Here is a 22,852-nt window from a genome sequence, read left to right as displayed (position 1 = left end):
GTCCCGCCGGTCCTGCCGTTCCTACGGGGTCAAGGGCAGGAGTCCGGGGCGTTTGGCCGTGCGGCCGTCACCGGAGGACCTGCCGCGCAGCCGGCGGCCCAGCCAGGGGCCGAGGAACGCGGCCGCCCAGCGCAGTTCGGCCCCGGCGGCCCGCAGGCCGGAAGGGGCCGGCAGCGGGGGCAGCGGCCGGGCCCAGTCGTCGCTGCTGCCGGGCAGCCGCAGTGCGTGGGCGAGGGCCGCGGCGATCCGCTCGTGGCCGAGGGGGCTGGCGTGCAGCCGGTCCTGGCTCCACATCCGCGGGTCGGTGGAGACGGCCTGCCGGCCGGTCTCGGCGACCGTGACCCCGTGCCGGGCGGCCGCGGCGCGGAGGTGGTCGTTGAGGGCGGACACGCGGGAGCCGAGGGGCCGGGCCAGGGGCGCGACCCTGCCCACGTCGGGGAAGGTCACGGTCACCACGTGGGTCCCGGCCGCCGTCAGCGCGGCGAACATCTCCTCCAGCTGCCCGGCCACCTCCGCGGCGTCGAACCGGGGCCGGAGCAGGTCGTTGACCCCGGCGACCACCGTGGCGATGTCGGGGCGCAGGGCCAGCGCGGGCCCCAGCTGCTCGCCGAGGACCTGACCGGCGACCCGCCCCCGTACCGCCAGATTGGCGTACAGCAGGCCGGGGTTGGCGGCCGCGAGGTGCTCGGCGAGCCGGTCGGCGAAGCCGCGCAGGCCCACGAGGTCGTCCCCGTCGCCCAGCCCCTCCGTCTGGCTGTCGCCCAGGGCCACGTAGCGCAGGTACTCACCGTTCGGCATGGGTCTTCTGCCTCTCTCTCAGGATCGCCGCGCTCCGCAGGCACCAGTCCCGGTGGCCCTGTTCGAAGGCCAGACCGCGCAGGCCCGTCAGGTAGCCCCCGATCCGGTCGCCCCGGAGCAGGAACTCCGCTTCGTCCGCCTCGCCGCGCATGTTCCGGAGCACCTTTTCGAGGAGCTCGATCTTCGCCGCCGCCGCGGCCGCCCGCTCTTCGAGCTGTTCGATCACGGGGGCGGGGCCGATGCGGTCGGCGGTCTGGACTTTGACGAGCAGGTCGTCGCGGATGAAGGTGGGCTTCGACGGCGCCGCGGCGAACCGCTCCAGCTCCTCCCGGCCGGCCTCGGTGACCTGGAAGAGCCGCTTGTTGGGCCGGGTCTCCTGGACCACCTGCCGCCCCGAGACCAGGCCCTCCTTCTCCAGCTTGGCCAGCTCGGCGTACAGCTGCTGGGGCAGGGCGTGCCAGAAGTTGGAGACGCCGAGGTCGAAATCCTTCGCCAACTCGTAGCCGCTGTACTCGCCGTCGAGCAGTGCGGCCAGTACGGCGTGTTTCAAGGCCATCGAAGCAGCCCCTTCCCGTTTCTCGTTCGCGCCTGCATCATACTCATGAAACTGACTAGTCACATTGTTGAGTATCAGGAGGAGAGACATGGACACTGCCGAACGCTTCCGTGCCGCCGTGGAGAAGCGCGATCTCACCGCGATGGACGACCTGTTCACGGAGGACATCCGCCTCTACAGCCCGGTGAAGTTCACCCCCTTCGAGGGCAAGCCGGCGGTGCTGGGACTCTTCGGCGTCCTGCTGCGCGTCTTCGACGACCTCCGCTACATCGGGCAGCTCGAAGGCGCGGTCGAGACCATCGCCGACGGCACGGAGGCGCCGTCGGTGATCCTGCCCTTCCGGGCCACGGTGAACGGCAAGCAGATCCACGGCATCGACCAGCTCCAGTTCGACGAGGCGGGCCGGGTCAAGGAGTTCACCGTGATGGTCCGCCCCCAGTCCGCGGTGCACGCCCTGGGGGAGGCGGTCCTGGCGGGCCTCGTCGCCGACGGTCTCGCCGGGTAGGGCTGCCTGCCGGGGATGTCAGTGGCGCGTGTCAGGATCGGGGACATGAACCTTCCTGTCCCCCTCCCGACGGATCCCGGCAGCTCGGAGGCGTACGCGGACTGGGCGCGGGCGCACGAGCCGGGTGCGGAGGCCGCCGCGCTCGGCCTGCTCGCCGAGGCGCGCGACCGCATCCACCGGGCGTACCCGAAGGCGGGCCGGGCCCTGGACGCACTGGCGGGCCTCGCCCGCCGGCTGCCGCCGGCCCATCTGCCCTGGTACTGGGACACGGTGGCACACCGGCTCACCTCCTGGGACCCGCGGACGGCCGGGCGGGCGTACACCCTGGCCCGCACGGCCGAGCGCGAGCACGCGCTGCCCGTGGACCCCGCCTGGCGCCGGGAGAACGTGCTGCTCTTCGCCCGCGCCGGGGCGCTCCCCGTCAAGGAGCTGAGCGGGCATCAGGCGTGGCTGGCCGGTCTACTGGACCCCGCCGAAGCCCACGAGGAATACGTACGGGTCCTCACCGCGTGGGCCGGTTCCCCCGGGGAGCTCCCTGCCGATCTGGCCCGCCGGGTCCGCGCCTCGGCGCGCGCCGCCGGCCTCGGCGAGGCCGAGGAGGCCCGGGTGCTGGCCCGGGCGACCGGCGCGGCGCGCGGGAAGGCCGTACCGGACACGCTGCTCGACGCGGTCGCCGCGCTGCTGGCCGACCACCCGCAGAGCGACGAGGTCAACGCCCTCCTGATCGAGGTCTTCCCGGAGTCGAGGAACGACGCGGCGGCCTGGCTGCGGCTCCTGTTGCGCTCGGGCGCGGCCGACGCGGTGGCGGCCGGCCGGGTCACCCCGGAGGGCGGGATCGCCGCCTGGCTGGGGCGATACACACGCGCGTACTCCCACCGCCGGGTGCCCTACGGCGGCGTGATGCGCCAGCCCATGCCGCCGGAACTGTTCGATCTGGTCGCCCGGTTCGCCCCCCGGCTGCGCGCCGCGGACACGCCCCTGCGGCTGCACGAGGACCGCTGGCGCTACCCGGGGCTGGACGCCGACCTCCTGGACCTGTGCCTCGCCGAAGGCCTCACCGTGACCGACCCGGGCGAGGCGGTACGGCTGAACTTCTGGGGCGCGCAATCGCGGCGCGACCTCAAGGCCCTGGCGGCGGACCCGGTGTTCGGGCGGCGCCTGGGGGGAACCGTGCACGCCGGACTGCGCGGCGGCGGCACCGCCATCACCCGGCTCCCCGAGAACCCGGGCATCGCCGCCGAGGTGCACACCCGGATCGAGAGCCTCCTCGGCGCCCTGGCGGGCGGCGGACTGGCCGCGGCGGACGAGGCCGTGGACGAGCTGCGCGAACTGCTGGACCGGCCGACGGCCACCGCCCTGGACGGCATCGACGAGGCACTCGCCGGCCTGGACCTCACCGGCTCCCTCGCGCGGACCCTGCGGGCCGGGCTGCCGGAGGAACTGGGCTGGCCGGCCCTGGACCGGGCCCTGGCGGACTTCGCACCCGACGAGGTCGTGGGGGTGACCTGCACCTGGCCGGTCCTGACCCTGTACGGGCGGACGAAGGCCGTCGCCGTCGACCCCGGCGGCGTGCGCGCCGACTTTGCGTTCCGGCTGCCCGAGGACACCACCCGCCATGTCGTGCACTTCTCGGGCGGACAGTTCCTGGTGAGCTGGACCACCGAACCGGGAGACTCCTTCGGACGCCACGCCTTCTGGTCCGGGAGCCCCGAGGAGGTCTTCGAACCGCAGCAGAGGTTCGGCCTGCGCCCGTACGCCGGCAGCATCCAGGGCGGGCTCGGGTTCCAGTTCGAGAGCCCGGACGGCGGCGGCCGCCACGACGGGGAGCGGGTGCTGCGCCCCGGCGATCGGGAGGGCATCTTCCACCACGACTTCCAGATGAGCGACGGTTCCCGGTTCTGGAGCTCCGAGATCTTCGCGTCGGGCGACCCCTGGGTGCGCGTCGACCCCCTGACGGGGCAGCGTGGCGCCGACGGCACCCTGCCCGAATTCCACCGCGGGGCCGAAGTGCCGCCGGGGATGGCCGTCTTCAAGGACCAGTCGACCCTGGCGGCCCTCCCCGCGGGAGCGCCCGCCTCACCCCTGGGCCAGGACGGCGACCTCGTCGGCTGCCGGGTCCTCCACCGCACGCCGTACGCGGGCCCCTCGCCGACCGAGTTCCTGCTGGAGGGCATCGACGGCCGCCGCGCCCGCTACCGCAGCCGCCGCCCGGGCCGCCGGCCCTGGGGCATCGTCCGCATGCCGCAGGGCGGCGAGGACGCCGTCCTCGCGGGCGAGGCCGCCATCCGCTGCCACGCGGCCGAGGACGGCTCGCTCCTGTGGGAGGTGCACGGCTTCCCCGGGGCCGACCGGGCGCAGGGCAAGCGGCGGTCCGGCCACAGCGTCGGCCCGGTGCCGCCGCCCGCGTACTGGCACTTCCTCACCCCGCGAGACGAGGCTTCCTCCAAGGCGCTGCGCGCGGTGGGGGAGGAGACCGTACGCGCGCTCCTCGACGCGGCGGGCCGCGCCGGAACGGGATCCGGAACCGGATCCGGGGACTTCCGGGCCGAAGTCGCCCGCCTGCTGCCCGAGGTGACCGCACCGCGCGTGGTGGACGGGGTCGTACGGGCCGCCCTGCTGGCCGCCGATGTCCGGCGGCGGCGCGAGGAGCTCTCCCGGCGCGTGGGCATCATGCGTTCGGGGCCGGTGGTGGAGCTCGGCTCGGCCGTTCCGGACACCGTGCTGGTGCCCGCGCTGGGCGGGCTGCTGCCCGAGGTCCGCCCGTACCGGTCCTACGTGCCCGGGCCGTACCCGGCGACGCTGACGGCGCTCGCGGCGGACGGCCGGTTCCTGCGGGGCGAGATCGACGAGGAGACCAGGCGGCTGGCCCCGCCCGTGGCCCCGGCGCCGTGGGCCGCGCTGCTCGGCGGGATCGACGCGGTGGCCTGGCGGGCCGCCGTGGAGACGACCGCCGAGGAGGAGCGCGCGGCCCTGGCGGCCCTGCTGGAAACCTGGAGCGGCCAGCCGTTCGCCGAACGGGGAGGCCGTTGGCGCACGGACGCGGCGGCCGAACAGGGCGGCCCGGCCAAGCCGGTTCCGGCCGCCACCGGCACCGACCCCGCCGGCACCGACCCCGCCGACGCGGACGCCGACGCCGACACCTTCACCATCGACCGGGACGACGCGGCCCGCCTGCCCCGGCTGCTGCAGCTGGCCGAGCGCCACGGACCGCTCGCACTGCACCCCGAGGCACTGGACGTCTTCTCGCGGCGTACGGGCGTCCGGCGCCCGATCGCCGCCCTGGTGCTCGGCGGCCTGCCCCGGCGGGCGGACCACGACGAGCACCTCAAGGTCCTGCGCGCAGCTCCGTACAAGGCGAACAAGACCATGGCCAGGGAGTACGGAGACTTCTGCCACCGCCTCGGCGACGCCGGGCGGCGGGCGGTGCTCGCGGCGGGAGTGCCCGAGGACCCGGCGGAGCTGTGGGAGCAGGGCGGGATCACCGCGGCGGCCGAGCGGATGGCCGACGCTTGGGCGCGCCTCCTCGGCACCACGGAGCACGTGGACGAGGAACTGGCCGCCGCGCTGGAGGCCGACCTGGGCCTGGGCGACGGCTGGGCCCGCGCCCTGACCGGCGGACCGGTGGCCGCCGACGGCCTCCTCCCGGCCCCCGGCAACGTCCTGGTCGGCGTCATCAACGGCGGGCTCGCGGTCCACCGCGTCGAGCCCGACGGAAGCACGGGCCGCCAGGTGTTCGTGCAGCATCCCCTGCACGCGGCCCAGGCGTCCGTCGTGGCCTGGGCGCTGACGGAGCGTCCGGTCGGCGACCCGGCGGTGGCCGGCGCGGCCGCCGTGTACGCGTCCCTGCGCGCCCGGCTGGACGACCCGGAGACGCTGATCCCGCTGGGCCGGCACTACGAACTGGGCCGCGAGGTCCCGGAGGACCCCGCCTTCACCCCGTACCAGGGCACCGTGCTGCCCTGCCCGGAACCCCTCTACCGGGAGGACACCGTGCCGTCCACGGCCTACGACGACGGCCTGTTCGTGGTCTCCGTGCCCGGCCGCGACGTGTTCCTGAGGCCGGCCGCGCTCGCGGACCCCGCCGCGGTGGACCGGGCCGAGCGCCTGTGCGGGACCCTGGGCCTGCCCGGGCTGCTGGAGGCCGTCCGCCGGATCCAGGCGGTCCACGGCGACGGGCCGGCCCGGATGTTCGCCCGCGCCGCGGACACACCGGTCCCCCCGGGAGGCTACGAGCTGAACCCGGCCCTCAGCACCCCGGACCTGGTGGCCGAGGTGGGCGACGCCCTCGGGGTCGGCGCGGACGCGGCCGCCCTGTACCTGCAGCTCCTGGCCCTGGCGCGACCCACCGACCGCAACGTCCGCCGCTGGAACGGCTGGACCCCCGCCCGGCACAAGGCGGCCCAGGCGGAACTGGAGGCGGCGGGCGCGGTGGAGACCGGCCGGCGGGCCCGGGCGGGGCGCACGGCCTTCGTCCCCGGCCCGTGGACCGAGCTCAAGGCCCCCCACCTCCCCGTCGAGTCCGCCAAGCTCGCCTCCCACCTGGCCTCCGCCGGGACCTCGGAGCTCCAGGGGCCGTTCACCCGACTCCTGCCCCCGGTCCCCGTCCACGAACTGTTCACCCGGGCCTGGACCGACACTCCGCGTACGGTCGGTCGGTGACGGCCATGGGGTAGGGCAAGCCGTCACGCACGGGGACGGACCTCGACGTTCTCGAGGATGCCGATCGCGTCGGGGACGAGGACGGCCGCCGAGTAGTAGGCGGTGACGAGGTAGGAGATGATCGCCCGCTCGTCGATGCCCATGAAGCGGACGTTGAGCCCCGGCTCGTACTCGTCCGGCAGACCGGTCTGGTAGAGGCCGATCACGCCCTCGTTGTCCTCGCCCGTACGCACCGCGAAGATCGAGGAGGTGTGGTGCTCGGTGATGGGGATCTTCCCGCAGGGCAGGATCGGGATCCCGCGCCAGGCGGGGATGGGGTGGCCGTCCACCTCGACGCTGCCGAGGTTGATCCCCAGCTTGTTGCACTGCTTGCCGAAGGCGGCGATGGCCTTCGGGTGGGCGAAGATGTACTGGGTGCCGCGCCGCATGCTGATCAGGTCGTCGAAGTCGTCCGGGGTCGGCGGCCCGCAGTGGGTCTGGATGCGCTGGTCGTAGTCGGTGTTGTGGAGCAGCCCGAACTCCGGGTTGTTGACGAGCTCGTACTCCTGCCGCTCCCTCAGTTCCTGCACGGTCAGGCGCAGTTGCTGCTGGGTCTGGTTCATCGGCTGGTTGTAGAGGTCGGCGACGCGGCTGTGCACCCTGAGCACGGTCTGGGCGACGCTCAGCTCGTACTCGCGCGGCTTGAGCTCGTAGTCGGCGAAGGCGCCGGGGAGGACGGCCTCGCCGAAGTGGCCCGCGCTCAGCTCGATGGCCTTCTCGCCGGCCCGGTTGGTCTTGAAGCCGTTGGAGGCGCCGTGCACGCCGGCGACGTGGGCGCGCAGCCGCTCGTACTGGTCCGCGACCGCCTTGTACGCCGATGCGGGGAGGGACAGTGCCGTGACGGCGGTCGCCGCGCGGGCGGTGAAGTCCCAGGTGGCGCCGTTCGACCCGGCGAGGGTGTGGCCGCCGAAGGTGTCCCCGTCGCCGAGCCGCCCGAGGACGTTCTCGTCGCCGTACTTGCCGGGCGCGACCTTCTCGACCTTGCCGTGCGCGATGAGGAAGACGTGATCGGCCTTCTTGCCCGCGTGCACGATCACCTGGCCGGGCTCGTACTCCTTCTGTACGAACCTGTCGGCGAGCGCCCCCAGCACGAGCGGGTCGTCGAACCCGCGCAGCAGCGGCAGTTCGGTGAGCTCGGCGGGGATGACCTGGACCTTGGAGCCGCTCTTGACGAAGGTCACGCGGCCGTCTCCCACGACGTACGAGAGACGGCGGTTGACGCGGTAGACACCACCGGGGGTGTGCGTCCAGGGCAACTTGCGCAGCAGCCAGCGGGAACTGATGCCCTGCATCTGGGGTTCGGACTTGGTGGTGGTCGCGAGATTCCGCGCGGCCGCGGTGCTGAGGCTGAGCTGCTCCTGATGCTGCTGCGCCGCTTCGGTCGCGGCACCCGCTTCGGTCCCGATCGACATTGGACTCCCTCACTTTCGGAGAGCGGGCGTCTCCTCACTCTCCGTTTCTAGGCCTAACGCAGCGTGGTCATGTTGGGCTGAAGGCGCTCCTGTGGTTGGTCCGGATGGCCCAGTCCGGCACTCGCGGGTCGGCGTGTCGCGCACGCGGAGTGAGGGAACCCCGGTCCGCTCGGCACAGCCCCGCTACGCCCCGATGCGCACCAGCGCGAGCGAGATGTTGTCGGGGCCCCCGGCCTCGATGGCGGCCTTCCACAGCTCGAAGGCGGCCCTGCCGTCGTCGTGCAGGCGCAGCAGGTCGTCGATGGCATCGTCGGGCAGCGGGTCGGTCAGGCCGTCGCTGCACACCAGGTAGCGATCGCCCGGGCCGAGCGGGAAGGCCGCCACATGGGGGTCGACGGCGCTCAGGGCGCGGGTGCCGCCGAGCGTCTGCGTGACGAGCGAGGTGGTGCGCCGGGGCGGCACCGGTGGCGGGCTGTCGTCGACGCTCACCTGGCGCAGCCCGCCCGGGCCGGCGTCGAACACCTTGCTGTCGCCGACGTTGAAGATCATCAGGGACTCCGCCAGGACGACGGCGCCCGCCACCGTGGTGCCCATGCCGGTCAGCTCCGGACGGCCGTCGGCCGCCGCGTGCACCACGCGGTTGCACAGGTTCAGCACGTCGCCGAGGGCTTCCGCGTCGTCCAGCGAAGGACCGGCCGTGGCGAGTTGCCGGACGACCAGCGCACTGGCCACCTCGCCGGCCGGCTGACCTCCCAGCCCGTCCGCCACCGCCACGACCAGCGGTTTGCCGAGCCGGAACACCAGGGTCTGGGGGTTCTCGGTCACGGTCCCGCACAGGGTCCACGGTCCGACGACGAGGCTGTCCTCGTTCTGCTCGCGGACCAGTCCCACGTGGCTCAGGGCGGTCACGGCTATGTACGCCACCCCACCATTGTCGCGCCGTGGGCTCGGCATGCGACCCGCCGCCCGCCGGAGCACGCTGGGATGTGAGCCGCCGGTCCCGACGAGGGCGGCCCGCCCGGCAGCCCGGCAGGAAGGATGGGCAGCGATGTTCGCGAGGCTGAGCACGTACCAGGGGTCACCCGTTCCACCGGAGGGAGACCTGACCCGGAATTCGGCGGAGATCGTCAAGCAGGTCCAGGGGGTGCCCGGGTTCCGCGGCGTCTACTACCTCGTCGACCGCGCCTCCGGGAGGGCCAAGACGCTGACCTTGTGGGACGACGAGCAGACCATGCTCGCCAGCGAGGAGCAGGCCGCCAGGATCCGCGAGGAGGTCGCCCAGCGGGAGGGGCAGCGCATCGTCTCGGTCGAACGCTTCGAGGTGGGATTCAGCCACCTGGAGTCGTGATCCGGCTGCCTGACCCCTGCGGGGACGCTGTCCTGTCCGGCGGCGGAAAAAGCGGAAAAGGGGGCCGGGCACGGGAATGGCCTACCCGCTGGCGGGTAGGCGCAGGGCGCTGCCGGAGGCGGTTCCATCATGAATGCATCCACATCATTGCTCTCCGCTACGAATGGCACGCTGCTCGCCCCGTCCGACCAGGTCACCGGCCTGCAGCGGCGCCTCGGAGCCGAGTGGCTGCGCTCCACCGACGAGACGGACCTCGATCCGGAGACCGTGCTCGCCCTGGCCGGCATGATCAACGTGCTGGCCGACCGGTTCGATGTCGACTGCGTCGCCTTCATGCCGCAGAACGAGGAGATCTGACCGCGCGGGCCGAGGCCCGGCGGCGACCCGTTCACTCGGTGACGGTGTCGCCATGCCGATGGGCCACTCTCCATTCGCCGTCCTCGCGGCGGTACACCTGCGTGGCCCGCAGGGTGTACGTGCGCGGCTGTCCGTCGACGGAGGCGGAGGTGTGCTCCAGGCCGGCCGTATAGGCCATGTCGCCCACGACGTCATAGGCCTGCAGCTCGAACGCGTAAGCCGTGCAGTCGGAGAAGCTCCTCCCGAGATCGGCGAAGAGCCGGTCGAGTTCGCCCTGCCCGTAGGCGTTGCGCCACGCCCCCAGAACGCTCACGGGCTCGTTGCGCGACCAGAGCGCCCGGCGGGGGGCCGCGTTGCCGTTGTGGAGCGCACGCTCCGCCTCGTACAGGGTGGTCTGGACCCATGCCAGGAAATCCTCGCGGTCGGTCATGCCTTCATCATGCGCCGGTCCGAGACGTTGCTCGACGGCAGGCGGGTGGCCCTGTCAAGCCCCGACTTTCCGGGCCGTGACCCGAGCTCCCGCCGTGGGGCGCAATGGAGTCGTGGCCGACAGAGCGGTGAGGCAGGCAGGCAGGCCGCCCGCCCGTCACGGCCGCAGTCCGTTCCCCTTGATCCGCGTAAGGACCCTCTCATGGCGATCACCAGGACCCGGCGCTTCCTCCTCCTCGTCACCGCGAGCGCGTTCGCGGCCATCGGAGGCTCCCTGTCCTCTTCCCTGTCCGCCCCCCTGAGCATCGCGACCCTGGGCGCGGGCACCCATGTCGACCCCAAGGAACCCCGGGCCCCCAGGAACGTTCCCCCACCCGGCTGCCCGGAGGGCGAGCCGGCCACTGCGCGGCCCCTGCCCGCGTCGCCGAGGTCTGCCGGGGTGTGACATGCCGCTTTCGGTGTAATGGCGGCGGCGGGCCGCCGATCCGCTGCACGCTGGGGCCGAGGAAGCAGCCGCGTTCGACCGCGCGGATCCCGGAGCATCCGACGGGAGAGTGCGGACGCCCGACCGAAAGGCGCGGATGACCGACCTCGCCGCCGCCCGAGCACCACGAGCCGGCCGGTTTCGGGAACTCGTGCGAACCGAAGGCCCGGCAGCGGCCCGCATCGTGGTCACCGTCGCCGTCGCCTGGCAGGTCGCGCTGTGGATGGGAGCCGACCAGCCGCCGGTCTACGCGGCGGTCGTCCCGCTGGTGGCCCTGCGCGGCGATCCGATGACGGCCCTGGGCACCTCGCTGCAGCGGGCCCTGGGCGTGGTGGCGGGCGTAGTGATCGGGATCGCCGTCCTGAACGTGCTGCGGCCCTCGACGGCCACGCTGACACTGGTGGTGACCCTGGGTCTGGGCGTCGGCATGGTCCTGCGGGCCGGGGGCGGGCTGAACATCCAGGTCGCGGCGTCGTCTCTGCTGGTCTTCGCCAGCACCTCGCCCGACGCGTACGCCCTGCACCGCGTGTGGGAGACCGCGGCGGGAGCGGCGGTGACGATCCTGCTCGCCCCGCTGCTGTGGCCACCCGATCCCCACCGCCTCCTGCCGGCCATCGCCGACGAGTGCCGCGCCCACCTGACCCGGGCCCTCATGGGCAGCGCGGCCGTGTTGGGCACCGCCCCGGCCGCCGCCCGCGACAACCTCACCCTCGTGAACGCCCACGCCGAAGCGGTACACGCGGGCGCCGCCCGCGCCCGCGAAGCCGAACGCGCCATGAGGTTCAACCCCCTGCGCCGCCGATACCGGGACGCCGTACGGCTCCAGGCCCGGCACATCGCCACCGCGGACGGGCTTACCGCACACGTGTCGACCCTGGCCAGGGAAGTCGCCGCGCTCACCGGCCGGGAAGACCTCGAGTCGGACCTCGCCCGGGCTCGACGCCGCCTGCCCGAACTGGCCTCGCTCACCGCCCGGGCCATCGAAGACACCCTGTCCGGCGAGGACCCGCGGCCCGCCGTGACCACCGCGCGGGACCACCTGACCGCCTACGCCCGCGCGGACTCCCGCCCCCTCGCCGTTGCCCTCCGCCGGCCCTTCCACCAGCTGCTCAACGACCTCGACCAGGCTTCCCTCCCCGGCGGGGGAACGCCGTCACCCGGCTGAGGCCGAGCCCGCCGCCTCGATCGTCCGCCGGGCGAGGACCGCGTACACGTGGTTCCGGCCACCAACCGGGAGAAATTTCCAGAACCAGACTCCAAAGGGAGCGAGCGAGTGGCCCAGACTCGGCCGCATGGTCCACCATCTGCTGCGCACACGCCCGACGGGATCACTCCCGGCCGCCCGGCTCCTACGCGTCAAGGCCGCGGTCGCGGCCGTGGTCCTGGCGGCCGCCGTGCTCCTGCTGGGCACCCCGCCCGTACACGCCGACTCGCCGGCCCCACCCGCCATGACCGACGGGTTCGGCCTGTCCCAGGTCACCGGCATCACCGGTTCCGGGACCAACTTCGTGGTCACCGTGTCCACCCCCCAGGTCGCCGGCGAGCACCGCATCCGCATCCTGCTCCCCGCCGACTACGCCGCCAACCCCACCAAGCGCTACCCGGTGCTCTATTTCCTGCACGGCGCGTCCGACGATCCGGGCAACCCCGCCCTGGCCTACCCGGCGCTCACCGCCTCCCAGTCGATGATCACGGTCATCCCGGACGGGGGCCGCCGCGGCTGGTACGCCAACTGGCTCGACCAGAAGACCGCCGCGGGCGCGCAGAACTGGGAGAACTTCCACATCAACCAGGTGATCCCGTTCATCGACGCCAACCTGCGCACCGTCACCGCCAAGCAGGGCCGGGCCGTCGCCGGCATCTCCATGGGCGGCTTCGGCGCCCTGCACTACGCCCAGCGGCATCCGGACCTGTTCAGCCAGGTCGCGACCCTCTCCGGCGCCAACGAGCTGTCCAGGAACCACGCCGTCATCCGCGCCGCCGTCGTCGCCTCCCTGACCAACATCGGCGCCCCGCTGTGCGGTTCGAGCTCCAGCCCCTCCTGCGCCCTCGACTTCGGGCCCACGGTCTCCAGCGACGCCCTCTTCGGCACGCCCTATCCGTTCTTCGACGCCGACTGGCGCTGGAACGCCGCGGACCCCATCGCCCACATGGCCGCGCTGAAGGGCATGGGCATCGCCGTCTACTCCGGCAACGGGAACGGCAACCCCTCCGACGGCGAGTTCTGGGTCGAGTCGGCGGGACGGCACACCAAGGAGCGGCTGGACGCCCTCGGCTTCCCGTACCACTACGTCAACTACGGCAACGGCGCCGGCTGGGGCCCGAACTGCAACGGCAGCCACAACAGCGGCTGTTGGAGCCAGGACCTGGTGGACTACGTACCGCGCCTGGAGGCGGCGTTCGCCGCGGCCGCCGTCGGCACCACCGGCTGACGCCGGCGGCCCTGAACTCCCGCGCGCATCATCGGCGTCGTGCCGCGCCGTGCGACGGGACCTCCTTCCGGAGGATCTCGGCGAGATGCCCGCTGGTGTCCCGCAGTCCCCGAGGGACGCCACGGCCGCGGCCGATGGTGCGCGTGGCACCCGCGAGCGAGTTCAGGGCGCGCGTCGACCCCATGGCCGGCGCGGAATCGACGAGGGTCGACAGCCAGGCGTCCGCATCGCGCCAAGCACCGGCCCGCGCAAGGACGGACGCCAACTCGGCGGAGAAGAGGGAGCGGTAGGCGGGCGCGTCGTCCGCTGCCGTCGCCTCGCGCAGGCAGGAGACGGCCGCCTCCAGGTCCCCCAAGTCGGCCAGCGCCAGCCCCTGATGACCGACCAGTTCCGACCGGTCGAACCACCAGGTCCAGGAGGGTTCGCGAGCGCCGGCCGGCCCGTCCCCGAGCAGCTCCCGCGCCGTGCTCATCGACCGCGCGGCCTCCCCCTTCCGCTGGAGCAGGGCGTGGGCCCGTGCCTCCCGTACGTGGAAGATCGCGGCCACCCGCTCCGGGAGGTCCCTTCCGGCGAGGACGGACGAGGAGATGCGCAGCGAAGCGCCGGGCCGCCCGAGGTGCGCGTGCTGCATGCACCGTACGGAGAGGACGAGCCACTCGATGGACCGCCGCTCCGGGGGGAGCCTGCGGGCCAGGGCCAGCGCCTGCCGGTTGAGCGCGTACGAGGGACCGTGCCGCTCGGCGTCGAAGAGGATCCAGGCGGCCACCTCGAAGAGCTCCGCGAGCGCCTCGCCATCGGCCGCCCCCGCCGATGTCCGGAGCAGCCGCCGGGCGGCGCCCACCGCCCGCAGCGCCTCGGGAGCCGCACGGCGCGCGCCGGCCGTGCCGTCCATCCGGATGAGCTCCGCCGTGGTCGCGGCGACATCCGGCGCATGCTCCGCCACGGATCTCAGCCCAGGTCCCGGGGCCCGTAGCAGGCCGTACCCGCCCCCGTGGCCAAGGCCCAGTAGCGGTCCCCGAACGACCAGTGCCACCACTCCGTGGGGTAGTTCACCAGACCCGCGGCCGTCAGGGCGGCTCCCAGGACCTCCCGGTTCTCGCGGGCCCGGGCGCCGATGGTGTCCGCCGCCGTGTAACAGGCGCCGGCGCTCTCCTCCGGATCCGCGTTCACCCGCGTACCCAGGTCGAGTTCGCGCCCGTCCGCGTCGGCGAGGGTCAGGTCGACGGCGGCCCCGGCGCTGTGCGGGGCGATCTCGGGCGGGGACACGTAGCGGCTCGCCGCCGACCGCACCTGCTCGGCGGACCAGTCCGGATGGGCGGCCCGCAGCCGCCCCGCGTACTCCTCGAAGTACCGCCGCTGCAACGCCGGCGGCCGGTACCCCTCCACGAAGAGCAGCCGCAGACCCCCCGGCAGCAGCGCCTGGGCCTCCACGAGGCGTTCCAGGACGCCTTCCCGGAGGTACGCGTACGCGCCGTCCGGGTCCTGCCTGCGCGCGTCGACCAGCAGGGCACTGGGGTGGTGCCGGACGCTGACGAGGCGCTCCCTGCACTCCCGTACGGGCACGGCCGCGACCCGGGGGTCGGACATTAAGACGATCTCACTCATGACGTGATCATCTCGCGGGGAGCGCCACCGGCCAAGACCCCCCGGGGGCTCCGCCGGCCGCGGCCGCGTGTCTCCGGCGCGCCGTGCCGGGTTTCCGGCGGCCCGTGGTTCTAACCTCGGCGCATGGCTGAGATGTTCGATCACGCACCGCAGGTATGGACGGCGGCGCGCCTGCGCGAAGCCCTCGCAGGCGTTCCCGACGAGACCCCGATCCACATCGGTGTCGCGGACGGGCCCGGGGACTTCGAGGGGTACGGCGAGTACGTCCTCGTGGACGCGGAGCCGGTGGAGATGGACGGCAACGGCGACCCTGCCGCGTCGGAGGTGCAGTTCACGCTCTTCGCCGACGCACGGGCCGGCGCCTACCACCTCGACGTCGACTGAGGACGGGCCCCCCGGGGGGCGGCCGGCCGCGGAACCCGTCGGCGGCGCGCTCCCGCGCACGAGCCCGTCTGCGCCCCACCGGGCGGCTGACGTGGCAGGCTGGCCGTATGTGTGGTCGCTACGTATCCACCCGCAGCCCCGAGGACCTTTCCGGCCTGTTCCGGGCGGCGCCCCCGGAGCCGGCGGACGCGCTGCCCCCGAGCTGGAACGTCGCCCCGACCGACGCGGTGTGGGCGGTCCTGGAACGCGCGGACCGCGAGAGCGGGCTCCTGGAGCGGCGGCTGAGGCCGCTGCGCTGGGGGCTGGTGCCTTCCTGGTCGAAGAGCCCGTCGGGCGGCGCCAAGATGATCAACGCGCGGGTGGAGACGGTGCACGAGAAGCCCGCCTTCCGGCGCGCGTTCGCCAAGCGCCGGTGCCTGCTCCCCGCCGACGGCTTCTACGAATGGCAGCCCGTCCCCGCGACCGGCAGTGCGAAGGCGTACAAGCAGCCCTACTTCATCCGCCCCGAGGACGGCTCTGTCATGGCGATGGCCGGGCTGTACGAGTTCTGGCGCGACCCCGCGGTCGCCGACGACGACCCGGCGGCGTGGTGGGCGAGCTGCACGATCATCACCACCGAGGCCACCGACACGGCCGGCCGCATCCACCCGCGGATGCCCCTGGCCCTCGCCCCGGACGACTACGAGGCCTGGCTCGACCCCTCCCACCAGGACCCGCACGAGCTGCGCGCCCTCCTCGCGGCCCCTGCCGGAGGCCGCCTGGACGTTCGTGCCGTGTCCACCGCGGTCAACAGCGTCCGCAACAACGGACCGGAGCTCCTGGCCGACGCGTAGCCACGGCGGGTGACGGCGGGTGACGGCTCGTGGCGCCGGGTGACGGCGCACCAGGTACCGGGCAGGCGCCGGCGTGCGGCATGATCGGGGGATGTCTGATCGCATCATTGCCGCCTGTGACGGAGCGGCCAAGGGGAATCCGGGGCCGGCCGCGTGGGCCTGGGTCATCGCCGACGGCGAAGGGCGCCCCGAGCGCTGGGAGGCCGGCCCGCTGGGTCGGGCCACGAACAACGTCGGGGAGCTGACCGCCCTCCAGCGGCTCCTGGAGGCGGTCGACCCGGGTACGGCGGTCGAGGTGCGGATGGACTCCCAGTACGCCATGAAGGCCGTGACCCAGTGGCTGCCGGGCTGGAAGCGCAACGGCTGGAAGACGGCTTCGGGCCAGCCCGTCGCCAACCGGGAGCTCGTCGAGCGGATCGACCTGCTGCTGACCGAGCGCGACGTGACGTTCCAGTACGTTCCGGCGCACCGCGAGGACGGCGACCACCTGAACGCGATCGCCGACCAGGCCGCCAGCGATGCCGCCCTCACCCAGCAGGCCGCCGGCACGGCCCTCGGCGACGAGGAGATGCCGCGCCCGGCCCCCGCCCGCAGCACGCCCTCGCGGCAGAAGGCCGGGCCCGCCCGCCGCAAGACGTCGGACGGGACGCCGGCCGCCGGCGGCCCCAGGCCCATCAAGGCGAAGTTCCCCGGAACCTGCCCGTGCGGGAAGCCGTACGCGCAGGGCGAGCTGATCACCAAGAACGGCACCCGCTGGGGCCACGCGGAGTGCGCCGCCGCCGTGCCCGTGGCCCCGCCGGCGTAGCCGGCCCCCCACCGGCCTCCGGTGGCGCCGCGCCCTTTCAGGAAGGCTGAAAGGGCGAGTGCTTCAGGCGTCACCGCCGGGGCTGTCGAATCCCCCTCCACCCTCATGGCCGCGGGGCGGGTCCGGATCGGCGGGCCGGCCGCTCCCGTCGGGGTCCTTCCCCTTGCCGCCGGGCCGCGGTAGGTCCTCCTTCTCCAGGGCGGCCACGCCGTACGTCCCCACCAGCGAGAGCGCCCCGAGGACGAGCGTCTGCCAGCCGAACGCCAACACCGTGCCCACCGCGAGCATCGCGCCCCCGATCACCAGGCGCGGCGATACGATCCGGACCGCGTCGACGAGCCTCCGGAACCGGAACTCCCGGAACCCGAGCGGAACTCCAGGGCCGTCGGACGCCGCGCCTTCCGGCAGCGTCGCACCGGTGAGCGCCGCCCAGTAGCGCTGCCCGAAGCCGTAGCCGAGGCGGCCGCGCGCCGCGGCGACGGGCCGGGCGCGTGCGGGGCCACCGGTGAGGGAGGCGACGTAGCGCTGCAGGAAGGGGGTCACGGCTGACCGCCCTGGCCCGCCCCCGGCACCGGTTCCGCGGGCGGCGGGGCGAACTGGGTCGCGTGACCGATCGACCGGCCGGAGCCGAACTGCAGGAGCAGGACGGGGGCCGAGGCGCCGACCATGACGGCGGCGAGCTCGCCCACGACCTGGTTGCGCAGCAGGGCCCCGGCCGCCGCGCCCAGGGCCAGCCGGGTCAGGAAGGCGAGGGCGTCGGGCCCGGGGTCGATGAACCGGCTGAACCGGGGCTGGGTGCGCCGCTTCTCCTCGCGCGCCTGGCGGCGGGCCGCCCGCCACGCGCTGACGTTCATCCAGAACTGCACGGCCTCGATGACGGCGCCGCCGGTGGCGCCAAGACTTGCGGCCGTTAAAAGGTCCATGGGCGAGCCTTGTTGGTCTCGGTGGGCAGAGCGACGACCGGGCAAGGATCACCCACTCTCGGCCCCCCGGACAACCCTCCGTGGTGCGGGCCCGCGACGCCGTGGCGGCCGGGGTCAGCGGAACAGCTGGCCGCGGACCGCTCCGTCGGGGAACTCCGCGGTGTGGATGTTGGAGTAGTGGTCGCGGGGGTTCTCCTGGAGCCGGCGGACGTCCTCGGCCTTCTGCGCCGCGAGGCGGCCCGAGACCGCGAAGATTCCGTCGGGCACCGGCCTGTCGAGCAGGTTGAAGACCACGTCGCCGTTCTTGCCGAACGGGCCGCGGTGGATGTGCCCCAGCGTCGGGCTCTTGATGTTGACCCACGCCAGCGAGTAGTCGATGTCGGTCCCCTGCGGCTGGAGGAAGGTGACGGCGAAGCCGTCGGGGTCGCCGACCTTGGAAGTGTCCGTCTTCGGTATCTCCTGGGCGCCGTTGGACAGGGCGCGGAGCTTGCCGCCCTTGACGATGGAGAGCGGGTTGACGGCGCGGTTGAGCGGCTGCAGCTGGCCGCGGACCGCCCCGCCCGGGAACTCGGCGCTGTGCAGGTTGACGTAGAAGCCGGCCGGGTCGGTCCGCAGCCGCTCCGCGAGGGCGGCGTCGGTGAGGGCCACCTGCCCGGCCGCGGAGTGCACGCTGGAGGGCATGGCGCTGCCGAAGAGCGGGGCCTTCACCGCACCGTTCTGCCCCGCGGCGCCCTCGTGGATGTGTCCGAGGCTGGGCACGAGTCCCTTCCAGTTCAGCGAGAACGTCACGCGGTCGCCCCTGACCTGCACGAGCGCAACGGCCTCTCCGTCCGGGTCGTTGACGGCGGGACCGCCGGCGACCGCCACCTCCTGCTTGCCGTCGAGGCGCGCGACGAGCGTGACGGCGCGGCCGGACGACGGCGTCGTGAAGGCGGCGGCCGCCCCGGTGGCCGCCCCGGCGGTGCCCGGCGCGGAGCCGTGGCCGCCGTGCCCGCCGTCTGCGTTCGCGGGGACGACGGAGGTGGCGCCGAGTGCGACGACGATGGCGGCGGTCGCGAGCAGTCGCTTGTTCATGTGAGTCGTTCCTCCCTGGGATCCCGGCCGCTGTGACCGGTCACAGGACATACGGATCACCCCAGGGCCTTGTTCAATCCCGGATTTATTGATTTTCCTTTGAACCACCTGTCGTGCAGGGCTCGTGACGCCCAAGAAAGCTTCATCCCGTACCCCACGACAGAAGGAAGAGGACGATGCGTGTCCCTCAGACCGGCACCGCGCTCGCACCGGTACTCGCACTGGCCGTGCTGGCCCTGACGGCGTGCGGCGGCGGCGCGTCCGAGGCGCCGGACGACCGGAAGCCCGGCGCGGCCCGGCAGCCGGCCGCGGCCGCTTCCGTACGCGTCGCCGACTCCCCGCTCGGCCCGATCCTGGTCGACGGAGCGGGCCGGACGCTGTACGGGTTCACGAAGGACCAGCCGGGGGCGAGCAACTGCGACGCCGACTGCGTGGCCGTCTGGCCGGCCCTCATCGCCCCGGAGGTCGCGGCGGGTTCGGGCGCGGAGGCGAAGCTGCTCGGCAAGACGCCCCTGACCGACGGCGCCACTCAGGCCCGGTACGGGGACTGGCCGCTCTACTACTACGTGGGGGACGCGGTCGCGGGAGACGTCACCGGCCAGGCCCTGGACGACGAGTGGTTCGTGATCGGTGCGGACGGCAAGCTCGTCAAGCGCACGGCCTGACAGCGCCGCCGACCGCCGACCGCCGATCGCCGACAGTCGACCCCGGGTCGGGCCGGGCCGGGTCGGGCCGGGCCGGGCCGTCAGTCGGCCGGGACCGTGACCGTCGGCGTGTTCCAGCCGGAGATCCGCAGCCGCGGCGCTGAGCCGCGCAGATCCGCGGTCCGGTACGTCGCCGTCAGCGTCGCCGACTCACCCGGCCACAGGCTGATCTGGTTGTCGCTCCACCGGACGGGCAGGACGGGCGTGCCCTGCGCTCCCACCAGGTGGACGTCGGTGAGCAGCGCCGGGGTGCTCCCCGTGCCGATGTGGCGCACGGTCACCGTCGTCGTGGACGTCCCCGCCGCCGTGGCCGTCGAGGCGGTCGCGGTGACGGCCGCCTGGCCCATCGAGTTCAGACCTTTGAGATCGGCGTAGGCCGTGGTCGGCGTGTGGTACCAGTCGGTGTCCGAGTAATCGAGCACGTCCGCCTTGGTGGAGAGCCAGTACACGTTCCGGCTCACCTCCCGCCCCGTGCCGTCGGTGAGCAGCAGCCGGGCCAGATAGGTGGTGGACAGGCCGGCGACCGACGCGGGCGCGGGGACGGTGAGCGCGGTGCTGCTCGCGCCGCCGCCCGCCACGCTCAGGGCGGTCGCGGTCCGGTCGTACTTCTGCGTGCCATCGGGGTTGAAGAGGGTGACCCGAGCCGTGAGCCCCGAGGCCGCGGACGTGCGGTTGTTGACGACCGTCACCGCCCGGTTGTCGTAGCCGTACTGGATGTGCAGCGGCTCGTTCGCCTTCTTCGCGCCGAAGTAGGCCCCGCCCTGGTCGAGATACCGGTCCAGCAGCTGCCAGTGGAGCGAGGTCCAGCCGCTGTTGAACATCCAGTAGATGACGCCGGTCGACGGTTCCGACGTGTCCTTGGCATTGCGCCCGTACGCCTCGAACTGCGCGCGGACGTTCTCGTACTGGGCAAGCTGCGCCTTGCGCACGTAGTCATCGAGGCCGGTCGGGGGTCCGTACCGGCCCGCCAGCGCGGCGTCGTACAGCTTGAGCGTCGCGAAGGTGGCCGAGGGGGAGCGGTGGTACTGCGCGGCGGACGGGTCCTTCCACAGGGTCTCCAGCTCGGCCGGGGACATCATGCGGCGCAGCGTGTCGAGGGTCGGGACGTCCGGACCCGCGCTGGTCTCGGAGTTGAAGCCGGTGGCACCGCCCTCCCGCTTGTTGTACCAGTAGCCGGGCGGGACCCAGTCGTACGGACCGGTCATCTTCATGCCCGAGCTTCCGGTGATCGGGGCGGAGGCGTCGGAGGCCGCGGGGACCACCGGGACCGTCCAGTCCGCTTCCTCCAGTGCCTCGACGTAGCCCTGTTCGATCTCCTCGTTGGGTGCGAAGTCGCTGCCGATCAGGAAGGAGATCACGCTGGGGTGGTGGCGCAGCCGGGCCGCTTCGGCGGCCATCGACGCCCTGGCGACGGGGAAGTCGGGGGTGTCCCATCCCTCGCCGGCCTCACTGCCGTTGACCTCTCCCTCCCACTTGTCGCAGCACTCCCAGCCGGGAAGCGTCAGGATCCCGTACCGGTCGGCGAGGTCGAAGAACTCGTCCGGCTCGATGTGCCCCTCCAGGCGCAGGGTGTTCAGGCCCAGGTCGAGGGCGTACTTCAGCCGGTCCTCGACGTAGGTGCGGTCCCAGCGCAGGAACTCGTCGGGGGACCAGCCGCCGCCCTTGACGAGCAGCGGGCGGCCGTTGATCCGGTACTGGCGGGCGCCGTCGGCATTGAGCGGTGCCCGCACCTCACGGATGCCGAAGGACGAGCGGGCGGTGTCGGAGGGCGTGCCGTTCACCGTCGCGGTCAGGTCGAGACCGTACAGCGGCTGCTCTCCCATGGCGGCCGGCCACCACACGCGGGGCGAAGCCAGCCGGAGGCCGGGGTGGTCGGCGGGGGAGAAGACCACCGTCCTGGTCTCGTGCGGGGCCAGCGTGACGCTCCCGCTGACGGTGGCAGGACCCGCGGTGCCGGCCACCGTCGTGGTGACGGTGGCCGAGGAGTCGTTGCGCACCCGGGCCTTCACGGTCAGGTCGGCCGAGGCCATCGACGGCAGGGCCAGGCTGGTCACCACGTGCGCGTCGCGCAGGGCGACCGGTCCGCCGCGGCGCACCGTGACGTCACGGACGATGCCCATGTTCTCGTCGGGCGGCGGCTGAAGCCAGTCGAGCCAGCCCATGGTGAGGTGCTCGCGCGGGTTGTTGGGCCGGATCCGGAAGGCGACGGTATTGGTACCCGCCTCGATCAGGTCGGTGACATCCAGCTCGTGCCGGGTGTACGCGCCGGCGACCGTGCTCGCGGTGGCGATCTGCCGGCCGTTGACGAAGACGTCGGCGGCGGAGATGACCCCGCCGAAGTCCAGGTACGTACGGGCGGTGGTGTCGGCGACGGTGAAGTCGGACCGGTACCACCAGGGCACGCGGAAGTCGGCGGCCGGGATCAGCTTCTGCCGGGTGGAGTAGAAGGGGTCGGGGTGGACACCGGCAGCGAGCAGCGCCGCGAGGACGGTGGAACGGGAGCCCGCCGGGTACCAGCCGGCCGCCGCGTAGCCGGGGGCGGCCACGGCGGCCGCCGGGTCCGCCACCTTCGCCGTCGACTGGATCGCGTACCCCGACAGGGCCGTCACGCTGCCCGGCGCGTCGGAGACGGCGGTCGTCGCCCGTGGCCCGTGCGCGGTCCGCGGAGCGGGCGCCGCGGGGGACGTGCCGGCGGCGAGGGTGAGGACCAGGCCGACGAGGGCCAGGGCGGCGGTTCGTCCGTGGACGAGGGCGAGTCGGTGGAACACGCGGGCCTCCGCGGGGACGGGTCCGGGATTCCGCGCAGGTACGGGCTCGGCCCCATGGGGACGAACCCGGTCGGAACGGAGCCGAGTGTGCCACGGTGGAGCGCGCACGCGGCGCAGACTCCCTGGTGGCTCGCCCGAACCGGCGGCCCGGTGCCGGCCGGCCATCCGGGCGGCGGCCGCCGCGCGGCACCGGCCGCCGCTACCAGGTCCGCTCGTATGCGACCTGTTCGAGGGGGTTGCCGTCGCCGAAGTCGAAGGCGCGCACGGTGCCGCACTCGGCAAAACCGGACTTGGTGTAGAAGCGGCGGGACCGGGGGGTGTCGCGCAGCGTCCAGAGGTGCGCGCCGGTGAACCCGTCGGCGCGCAGGCACCGCAGCGTCTCGCTCATCAGCGCGGCGGCGATTCCGCTGCCCCAGCTGTCCGGGTGCGCGTAGAGGCTGTGGATCTCGGCGAGACCCGGCCGGGCCGTGGACGGGCCGAAGAAGGCCAGTGCCGCGGGGCGGCCCTCGAGGAGCGCGAGCAGGATCGTCTCCGGGCCGTCGGTGATCCGCGCGTGCCACCGGGTACGCCGGTCCCGGACGCCGGCCGCGGCGAACTCCGCGTCGAAGAAGGGGGCGTAGGCCGCTTCCCAGGCCGCGGCGTGGATCTCGCCGAGCGCGCGGCCGTCGTCCGGTTCGGCACGACGAATTTCGATCATCCGGGCACCCTACCCGCGGAGTCCGCCCTGCCGCCCGGCA

General features: G+C 73.5%; 23 protein-coding genes. 11 read left to right on the top strand and 12 right to left on the bottom strand.

The genetic code is table 11. The features are described 5' to 3' along the window. Positions 1-21 precede the first annotated feature (21 nt). A complete protein-coding gene (locus tag ACFWBN_RS02285) occupies positions 22-798 on the bottom strand; it encodes an SGNH/GDSL hydrolase family protein (protein ID WP_385169195.1) in 777 nt (258 codons plus the stop codon). Continuing rightward, positions 785-1,354, bottom strand: coding sequence for a PadR family transcriptional regulator (locus ACFWBN_RS02280; RefSeq protein WP_385169192.1), 570 nt, complete (start codon positions 1,352-1,354; stop codon positions 785-787). The genes ACFWBN_RS02285 and ACFWBN_RS02280 overlap by 14 nt, the downstream gene beginning before the upstream one ends. A gap of 88 nt (positions 1,355-1,442) precedes the next feature. Here ACFWBN_RS02280 and ACFWBN_RS02275 point away from each other — a divergent pair, with 88 nt between their 5' ends. Beyond that, a complete protein-coding gene (locus ACFWBN_RS02275; RefSeq protein ID WP_385169189.1) occupies positions 1,443-1,859 on the top strand; it encodes a nuclear transport factor 2 family protein in 417 nt (138 codons plus the stop codon). Between the two features lie 45 nt (positions 1,860-1,904). Continuing rightward, positions 1,905-6,518: a hypothetical protein gene (locus tag ACFWBN_RS02270; RefSeq protein ID WP_385169187.1), complete on the top strand. Its 4,614-nt coding sequence runs from the start codon at positions 1,905-1,907 to the stop codon at positions 6,516-6,518. Positions 6,519-6,541: 23 nt separating this feature from the next. Here the strand turns inward: ACFWBN_RS02270 and ACFWBN_RS02265 are convergent, their stop codons facing one another. Both ACFWBN_RS02265 and ACFWBN_RS02260 read right to left on the bottom strand, forming a co-directional pair. Further along, on the bottom strand, positions 6,542-7,969 hold the full coding sequence (locus ACFWBN_RS02265; protein ID WP_385169184.1) for a family 2B encapsulin nanocompartment shell protein: 1,428 nt from the start codon (positions 7,967-7,969) through the stop codon (positions 6,542-6,544). A gap of 183 nt (positions 7,970-8,152) precedes the next feature. Further along, a complete protein-coding gene (locus tag ACFWBN_RS02260) occupies positions 8,153-8,893 on the bottom strand; it encodes a PP2C family protein-serine/threonine phosphatase (protein ID WP_385169181.1) in 741 nt (246 codons plus the stop codon). Between the two features lie 124 nt (positions 8,894-9,017). On the opposite strand from ACFWBN_RS02260, the gene ACFWBN_RS02255 reads away from it, so the two are divergent. Together ACFWBN_RS02255 and ACFWBN_RS02250 are read left to right on the top strand one after the other, a co-directional pair. Then, entirely contained in the window at positions 9,018-9,317 is a 300-nt protein-coding gene (locus ACFWBN_RS02255) for a hypothetical protein (protein WP_385169178.1), read from the top strand. 129 nt (positions 9,318-9,446) lie between these two features. After that, positions 9,447-9,674 (top strand): DUF6213 family protein, encoded by a 228-nt coding sequence (locus tag ACFWBN_RS02250; protein ID WP_385169175.1) that lies wholly within the window; start codon positions 9,447-9,449, stop codon positions 9,672-9,674. 31 nt (positions 9,675-9,705) lie between these two features. Here ACFWBN_RS02250 and ACFWBN_RS02245 read toward each other — a convergent pair whose 3' ends face one another. Beyond that, a complete protein-coding gene (locus tag ACFWBN_RS02245) occupies positions 9,706-10,104 on the bottom strand; it encodes a nuclear transport factor 2 family protein (RefSeq protein ID WP_385169172.1) in 399 nt (132 codons plus the stop codon). A gap of 201 nt (positions 10,105-10,305) precedes the next feature. On the opposite strand from ACFWBN_RS02245, the gene ACFWBN_RS02240 reads away from it, so the two are divergent. The 3 genes from ACFWBN_RS02240 to ACFWBN_RS02230 all read left to right on the top strand — a co-directional run bounded on the left by ACFWBN_RS02240 (position 10,306) and on the right by ACFWBN_RS02230 (position 13,019). Further along, positions 10,306-10,548: a hypothetical protein gene (locus ACFWBN_RS02240; RefSeq protein ID WP_385169169.1), complete on the top strand. Its 243-nt coding sequence runs from the start codon at positions 10,306-10,308 to the stop codon at positions 10,546-10,548. Positions 10,549-10,738: 190 nt separating this feature from the next. Next, positions 10,739-11,752 (top strand): aromatic acid exporter family protein, encoded by a 1,014-nt coding sequence (locus ACFWBN_RS02235; protein WP_385169167.1) that lies wholly within the window; start codon positions 10,739-10,741, stop codon positions 11,750-11,752. 127 nt (positions 11,753-11,879) lie between these two features. Beyond that, positions 11,880-13,019, top strand: a complete 1,140-nt coding sequence (locus ACFWBN_RS02230) for an alpha/beta hydrolase (RefSeq protein WP_385169165.1) — start codon at positions 11,880-11,882, stop codon at positions 13,017-13,019. Between the two features lie 28 nt (positions 13,020-13,047). Here the strand turns inward: ACFWBN_RS02230 and ACFWBN_RS02225 are convergent, their stop codons facing one another. Together ACFWBN_RS02225 and ACFWBN_RS02220 are read right to left on the bottom strand one after the other, a co-directional pair. Further along, entirely contained in the window at positions 13,048-13,962 is a 915-nt protein-coding gene (locus tag ACFWBN_RS02225; RefSeq protein WP_385169162.1) for a DNA-binding protein, read from the bottom strand. Positions 13,963-13,967: 5 nt separating this feature from the next. Next, entirely contained in the window at positions 13,968-14,624 is a 657-nt protein-coding gene (locus ACFWBN_RS02220) for a M15 family metallopeptidase (protein WP_385169159.1), read from the bottom strand. Between the two features lie 123 nt (positions 14,625-14,747). Between ACFWBN_RS02220 and ACFWBN_RS02215 the strand changes: the two genes are divergently transcribed. From ACFWBN_RS02215 to ACFWBN_RS02205, 3 genes are all read left to right on the top strand, one after another. Continuing rightward, on the top strand, positions 14,748-15,008 hold the full coding sequence (locus ACFWBN_RS02215; RefSeq protein WP_385169157.1) for a DUF6225 family protein: 261 nt from the start codon (positions 14,748-14,750) through the stop codon (positions 15,006-15,008). A 107-nt stretch (positions 15,009-15,115) separates the two neighbouring features. Continuing rightward, positions 15,116-15,841, top strand: coding sequence for an SOS response-associated peptidase (locus tag ACFWBN_RS02210; protein WP_385169154.1), 726 nt, complete (start codon positions 15,116-15,118; stop codon positions 15,839-15,841). Positions 15,842-15,932: 91 nt separating this feature from the next. After that, the gene (locus ACFWBN_RS02205; protein ID WP_385169151.1) at positions 15,933-16,646 is read left to right on the top strand and encodes a ribonuclease H; all 714 of its coding nucleotides are present in this window, start codon (positions 15,933-15,935) and stop codon (positions 16,644-16,646) included. A gap of 63 nt (positions 16,647-16,709) precedes the next feature. Here ACFWBN_RS02205 and ACFWBN_RS02200 read toward each other — a convergent pair whose 3' ends face one another. The 3 genes from ACFWBN_RS02200 to ACFWBN_RS02190 form a co-directional block, all read right to left on the bottom strand. Continuing rightward, positions 16,710-17,189 (bottom strand): hypothetical protein, encoded by a 480-nt coding sequence (locus ACFWBN_RS02200; protein ID WP_385169149.1) that lies wholly within the window; start codon positions 17,187-17,189, stop codon positions 16,710-16,712. Further along, positions 17,186-17,569, bottom strand: coding sequence for a hypothetical protein (locus tag ACFWBN_RS02195; RefSeq protein WP_385169146.1), 384 nt, complete (start codon positions 17,567-17,569; stop codon positions 17,186-17,188). The genes ACFWBN_RS02200 and ACFWBN_RS02195 overlap by 4 nt, the downstream gene beginning before the upstream one ends. A 114-nt stretch (positions 17,570-17,683) precedes the next feature. Then, complete coding sequence (locus ACFWBN_RS02190; RefSeq protein ID WP_385169143.1) at positions 17,684-18,643, bottom strand: CHRD domain-containing protein; 960 nt, start codon at positions 18,641-18,643, stop codon at positions 17,684-17,686. A 176-nt stretch (positions 18,644-18,819) separates the two neighbouring features. On the opposite strand from ACFWBN_RS02190, the gene ACFWBN_RS02185 reads away from it, so the two are divergent. Next, entirely contained in the window at positions 18,820-19,308 is a 489-nt protein-coding gene (locus tag ACFWBN_RS02185) for a hypothetical protein (RefSeq protein ID WP_385169140.1), read from the top strand. An 80-nt stretch (positions 19,309-19,388) separates the two neighbouring features. On the opposite strand, the gene ACFWBN_RS02180 is transcribed toward ACFWBN_RS02185, so the two are convergent. Then, complete coding sequence (locus ACFWBN_RS02180) at positions 19,389-22,115, bottom strand: exo-beta-D-glucosaminidase (protein ID WP_385169138.1); 2,727 nt, start codon at positions 22,113-22,115, stop codon at positions 19,389-19,391. 199 nt (positions 22,116-22,314) lie between these two features. Beyond that, positions 22,315-22,812, bottom strand: coding sequence for a GNAT family N-acetyltransferase (locus tag ACFWBN_RS02175; protein WP_385169135.1), 498 nt, complete (start codon positions 22,810-22,812; stop codon positions 22,315-22,317). Positions 22,813-22,852: the final 40 nt, after the last annotated feature.

It is taken from the genome of Streptomyces sp. NPDC059989 (assembly GCF_042736975.1).
Taxonomy (GTDB): Bacteria; Actinomycetota; Actinomycetes; order Streptomycetales; family Streptomycetaceae; genus Streptomyces.
This window is presented reverse-complemented; position numbering and strand designations above follow the sequence as displayed.

Bases quoted from the DNA above. Each gene is read 5' to 3' on its own strand.
- ACFWBN_RS02215 (WP_385169157.1), top strand. From the start codon at position 14,748: ATGGCTGAGATGTTCGATCACGCACCGCAGGTATGGACGGCGGCGCGC.
- ACFWBN_RS02250 (WP_385169175.1), top strand. From the start codon at position 9,447: ATGAATGCATCCACATCATTGCTCTCCGCTACGAATGGCACGCTGCTC.
- ACFWBN_RS02220 (WP_385169159.1), bottom strand. From the start codon at position 14,624: ATGAGTGAGATCGTCTTAATGTCCGACCCCCGGGTCGCGGCCGTGCCC.
- ACFWBN_RS02190 (WP_385169143.1), bottom strand. From the start codon at position 18,643: ATGAACAAGCGACTGCTCGCGACCGCCGCCATCGTCGTCGCACTCGGC.
- ACFWBN_RS02230 (WP_385169165.1), top strand. From the start codon at position 11,880: ATGGTCCACCATCTGCTGCGCACACGCCCGACGGGATCACTCCCGGCC.
- ACFWBN_RS02255 (WP_385169178.1), top strand. From the start codon at position 9,018: ATGTTCGCGAGGCTGAGCACGTACCAGGGGTCACCCGTTCCACCGGAG.
- ACFWBN_RS02280 (WP_385169192.1), bottom strand. From the start codon at position 1,354: ATGGCCTTGAAACACGCCGTACTGGCCGCACTGCTCGACGGCGAGTAC.
- ACFWBN_RS02210 (WP_385169154.1), top strand. From the start codon at position 15,116: ATGTGTGGTCGCTACGTATCCACCCGCAGCCCCGAGGACCTTTCCGGC.
- ACFWBN_RS02240 (WP_385169169.1), top strand. From the start codon at position 10,306: ATGGCGATCACCAGGACCCGGCGCTTCCTCCTCCTCGTCACCGCGAGC.
- ACFWBN_RS02275 (WP_385169189.1), top strand. From the start codon at position 1,443: ATGGACACTGCCGAACGCTTCCGTGCCGCCGTGGAGAAGCGCGATCTC.
- ACFWBN_RS02185 (WP_385169140.1), top strand. From the start codon at position 18,820: ATGCGTGTCCCTCAGACCGGCACCGCGCTCGCACCGGTACTCGCACTG.
- ACFWBN_RS02245 (WP_385169172.1), bottom strand. From the start codon at position 10,104: ATGACCGACCGCGAGGATTTCCTGGCATGGGTCCAGACCACCCTGTAC.
- ACFWBN_RS02205 (WP_385169151.1), top strand. From the start codon at position 15,933: ATGTCTGATCGCATCATTGCCGCCTGTGACGGAGCGGCCAAGGGGAAT.
- ACFWBN_RS02195 (WP_385169146.1), bottom strand. From the start codon at position 17,569: ATGGACCTTTTAACGGCCGCAAGTCTTGGCGCCACCGGCGGCGCCGTC.
- ACFWBN_RS02265 (WP_385169184.1), bottom strand. From the start codon at position 7,969: ATGTCGATCGGGACCGAAGCGGGTGCCGCGACCGAAGCGGCGCAGCAG.
- ACFWBN_RS02270 (WP_385169187.1), top strand. From the start codon at position 1,905: ATGAACCTTCCTGTCCCCCTCCCGACGGATCCCGGCAGCTCGGAGGCG.
- ACFWBN_RS02285 (WP_385169195.1), bottom strand. From the start codon at position 798: ATGCCGAACGGTGAGTACCTGCGCTACGTGGCCCTGGGCGACAGCCAG.
- ACFWBN_RS02175 (WP_385169135.1), bottom strand. From the start codon at position 22,812: ATGATCGAAATTCGTCGTGCCGAACCGGACGACGGCCGCGCGCTCGGC.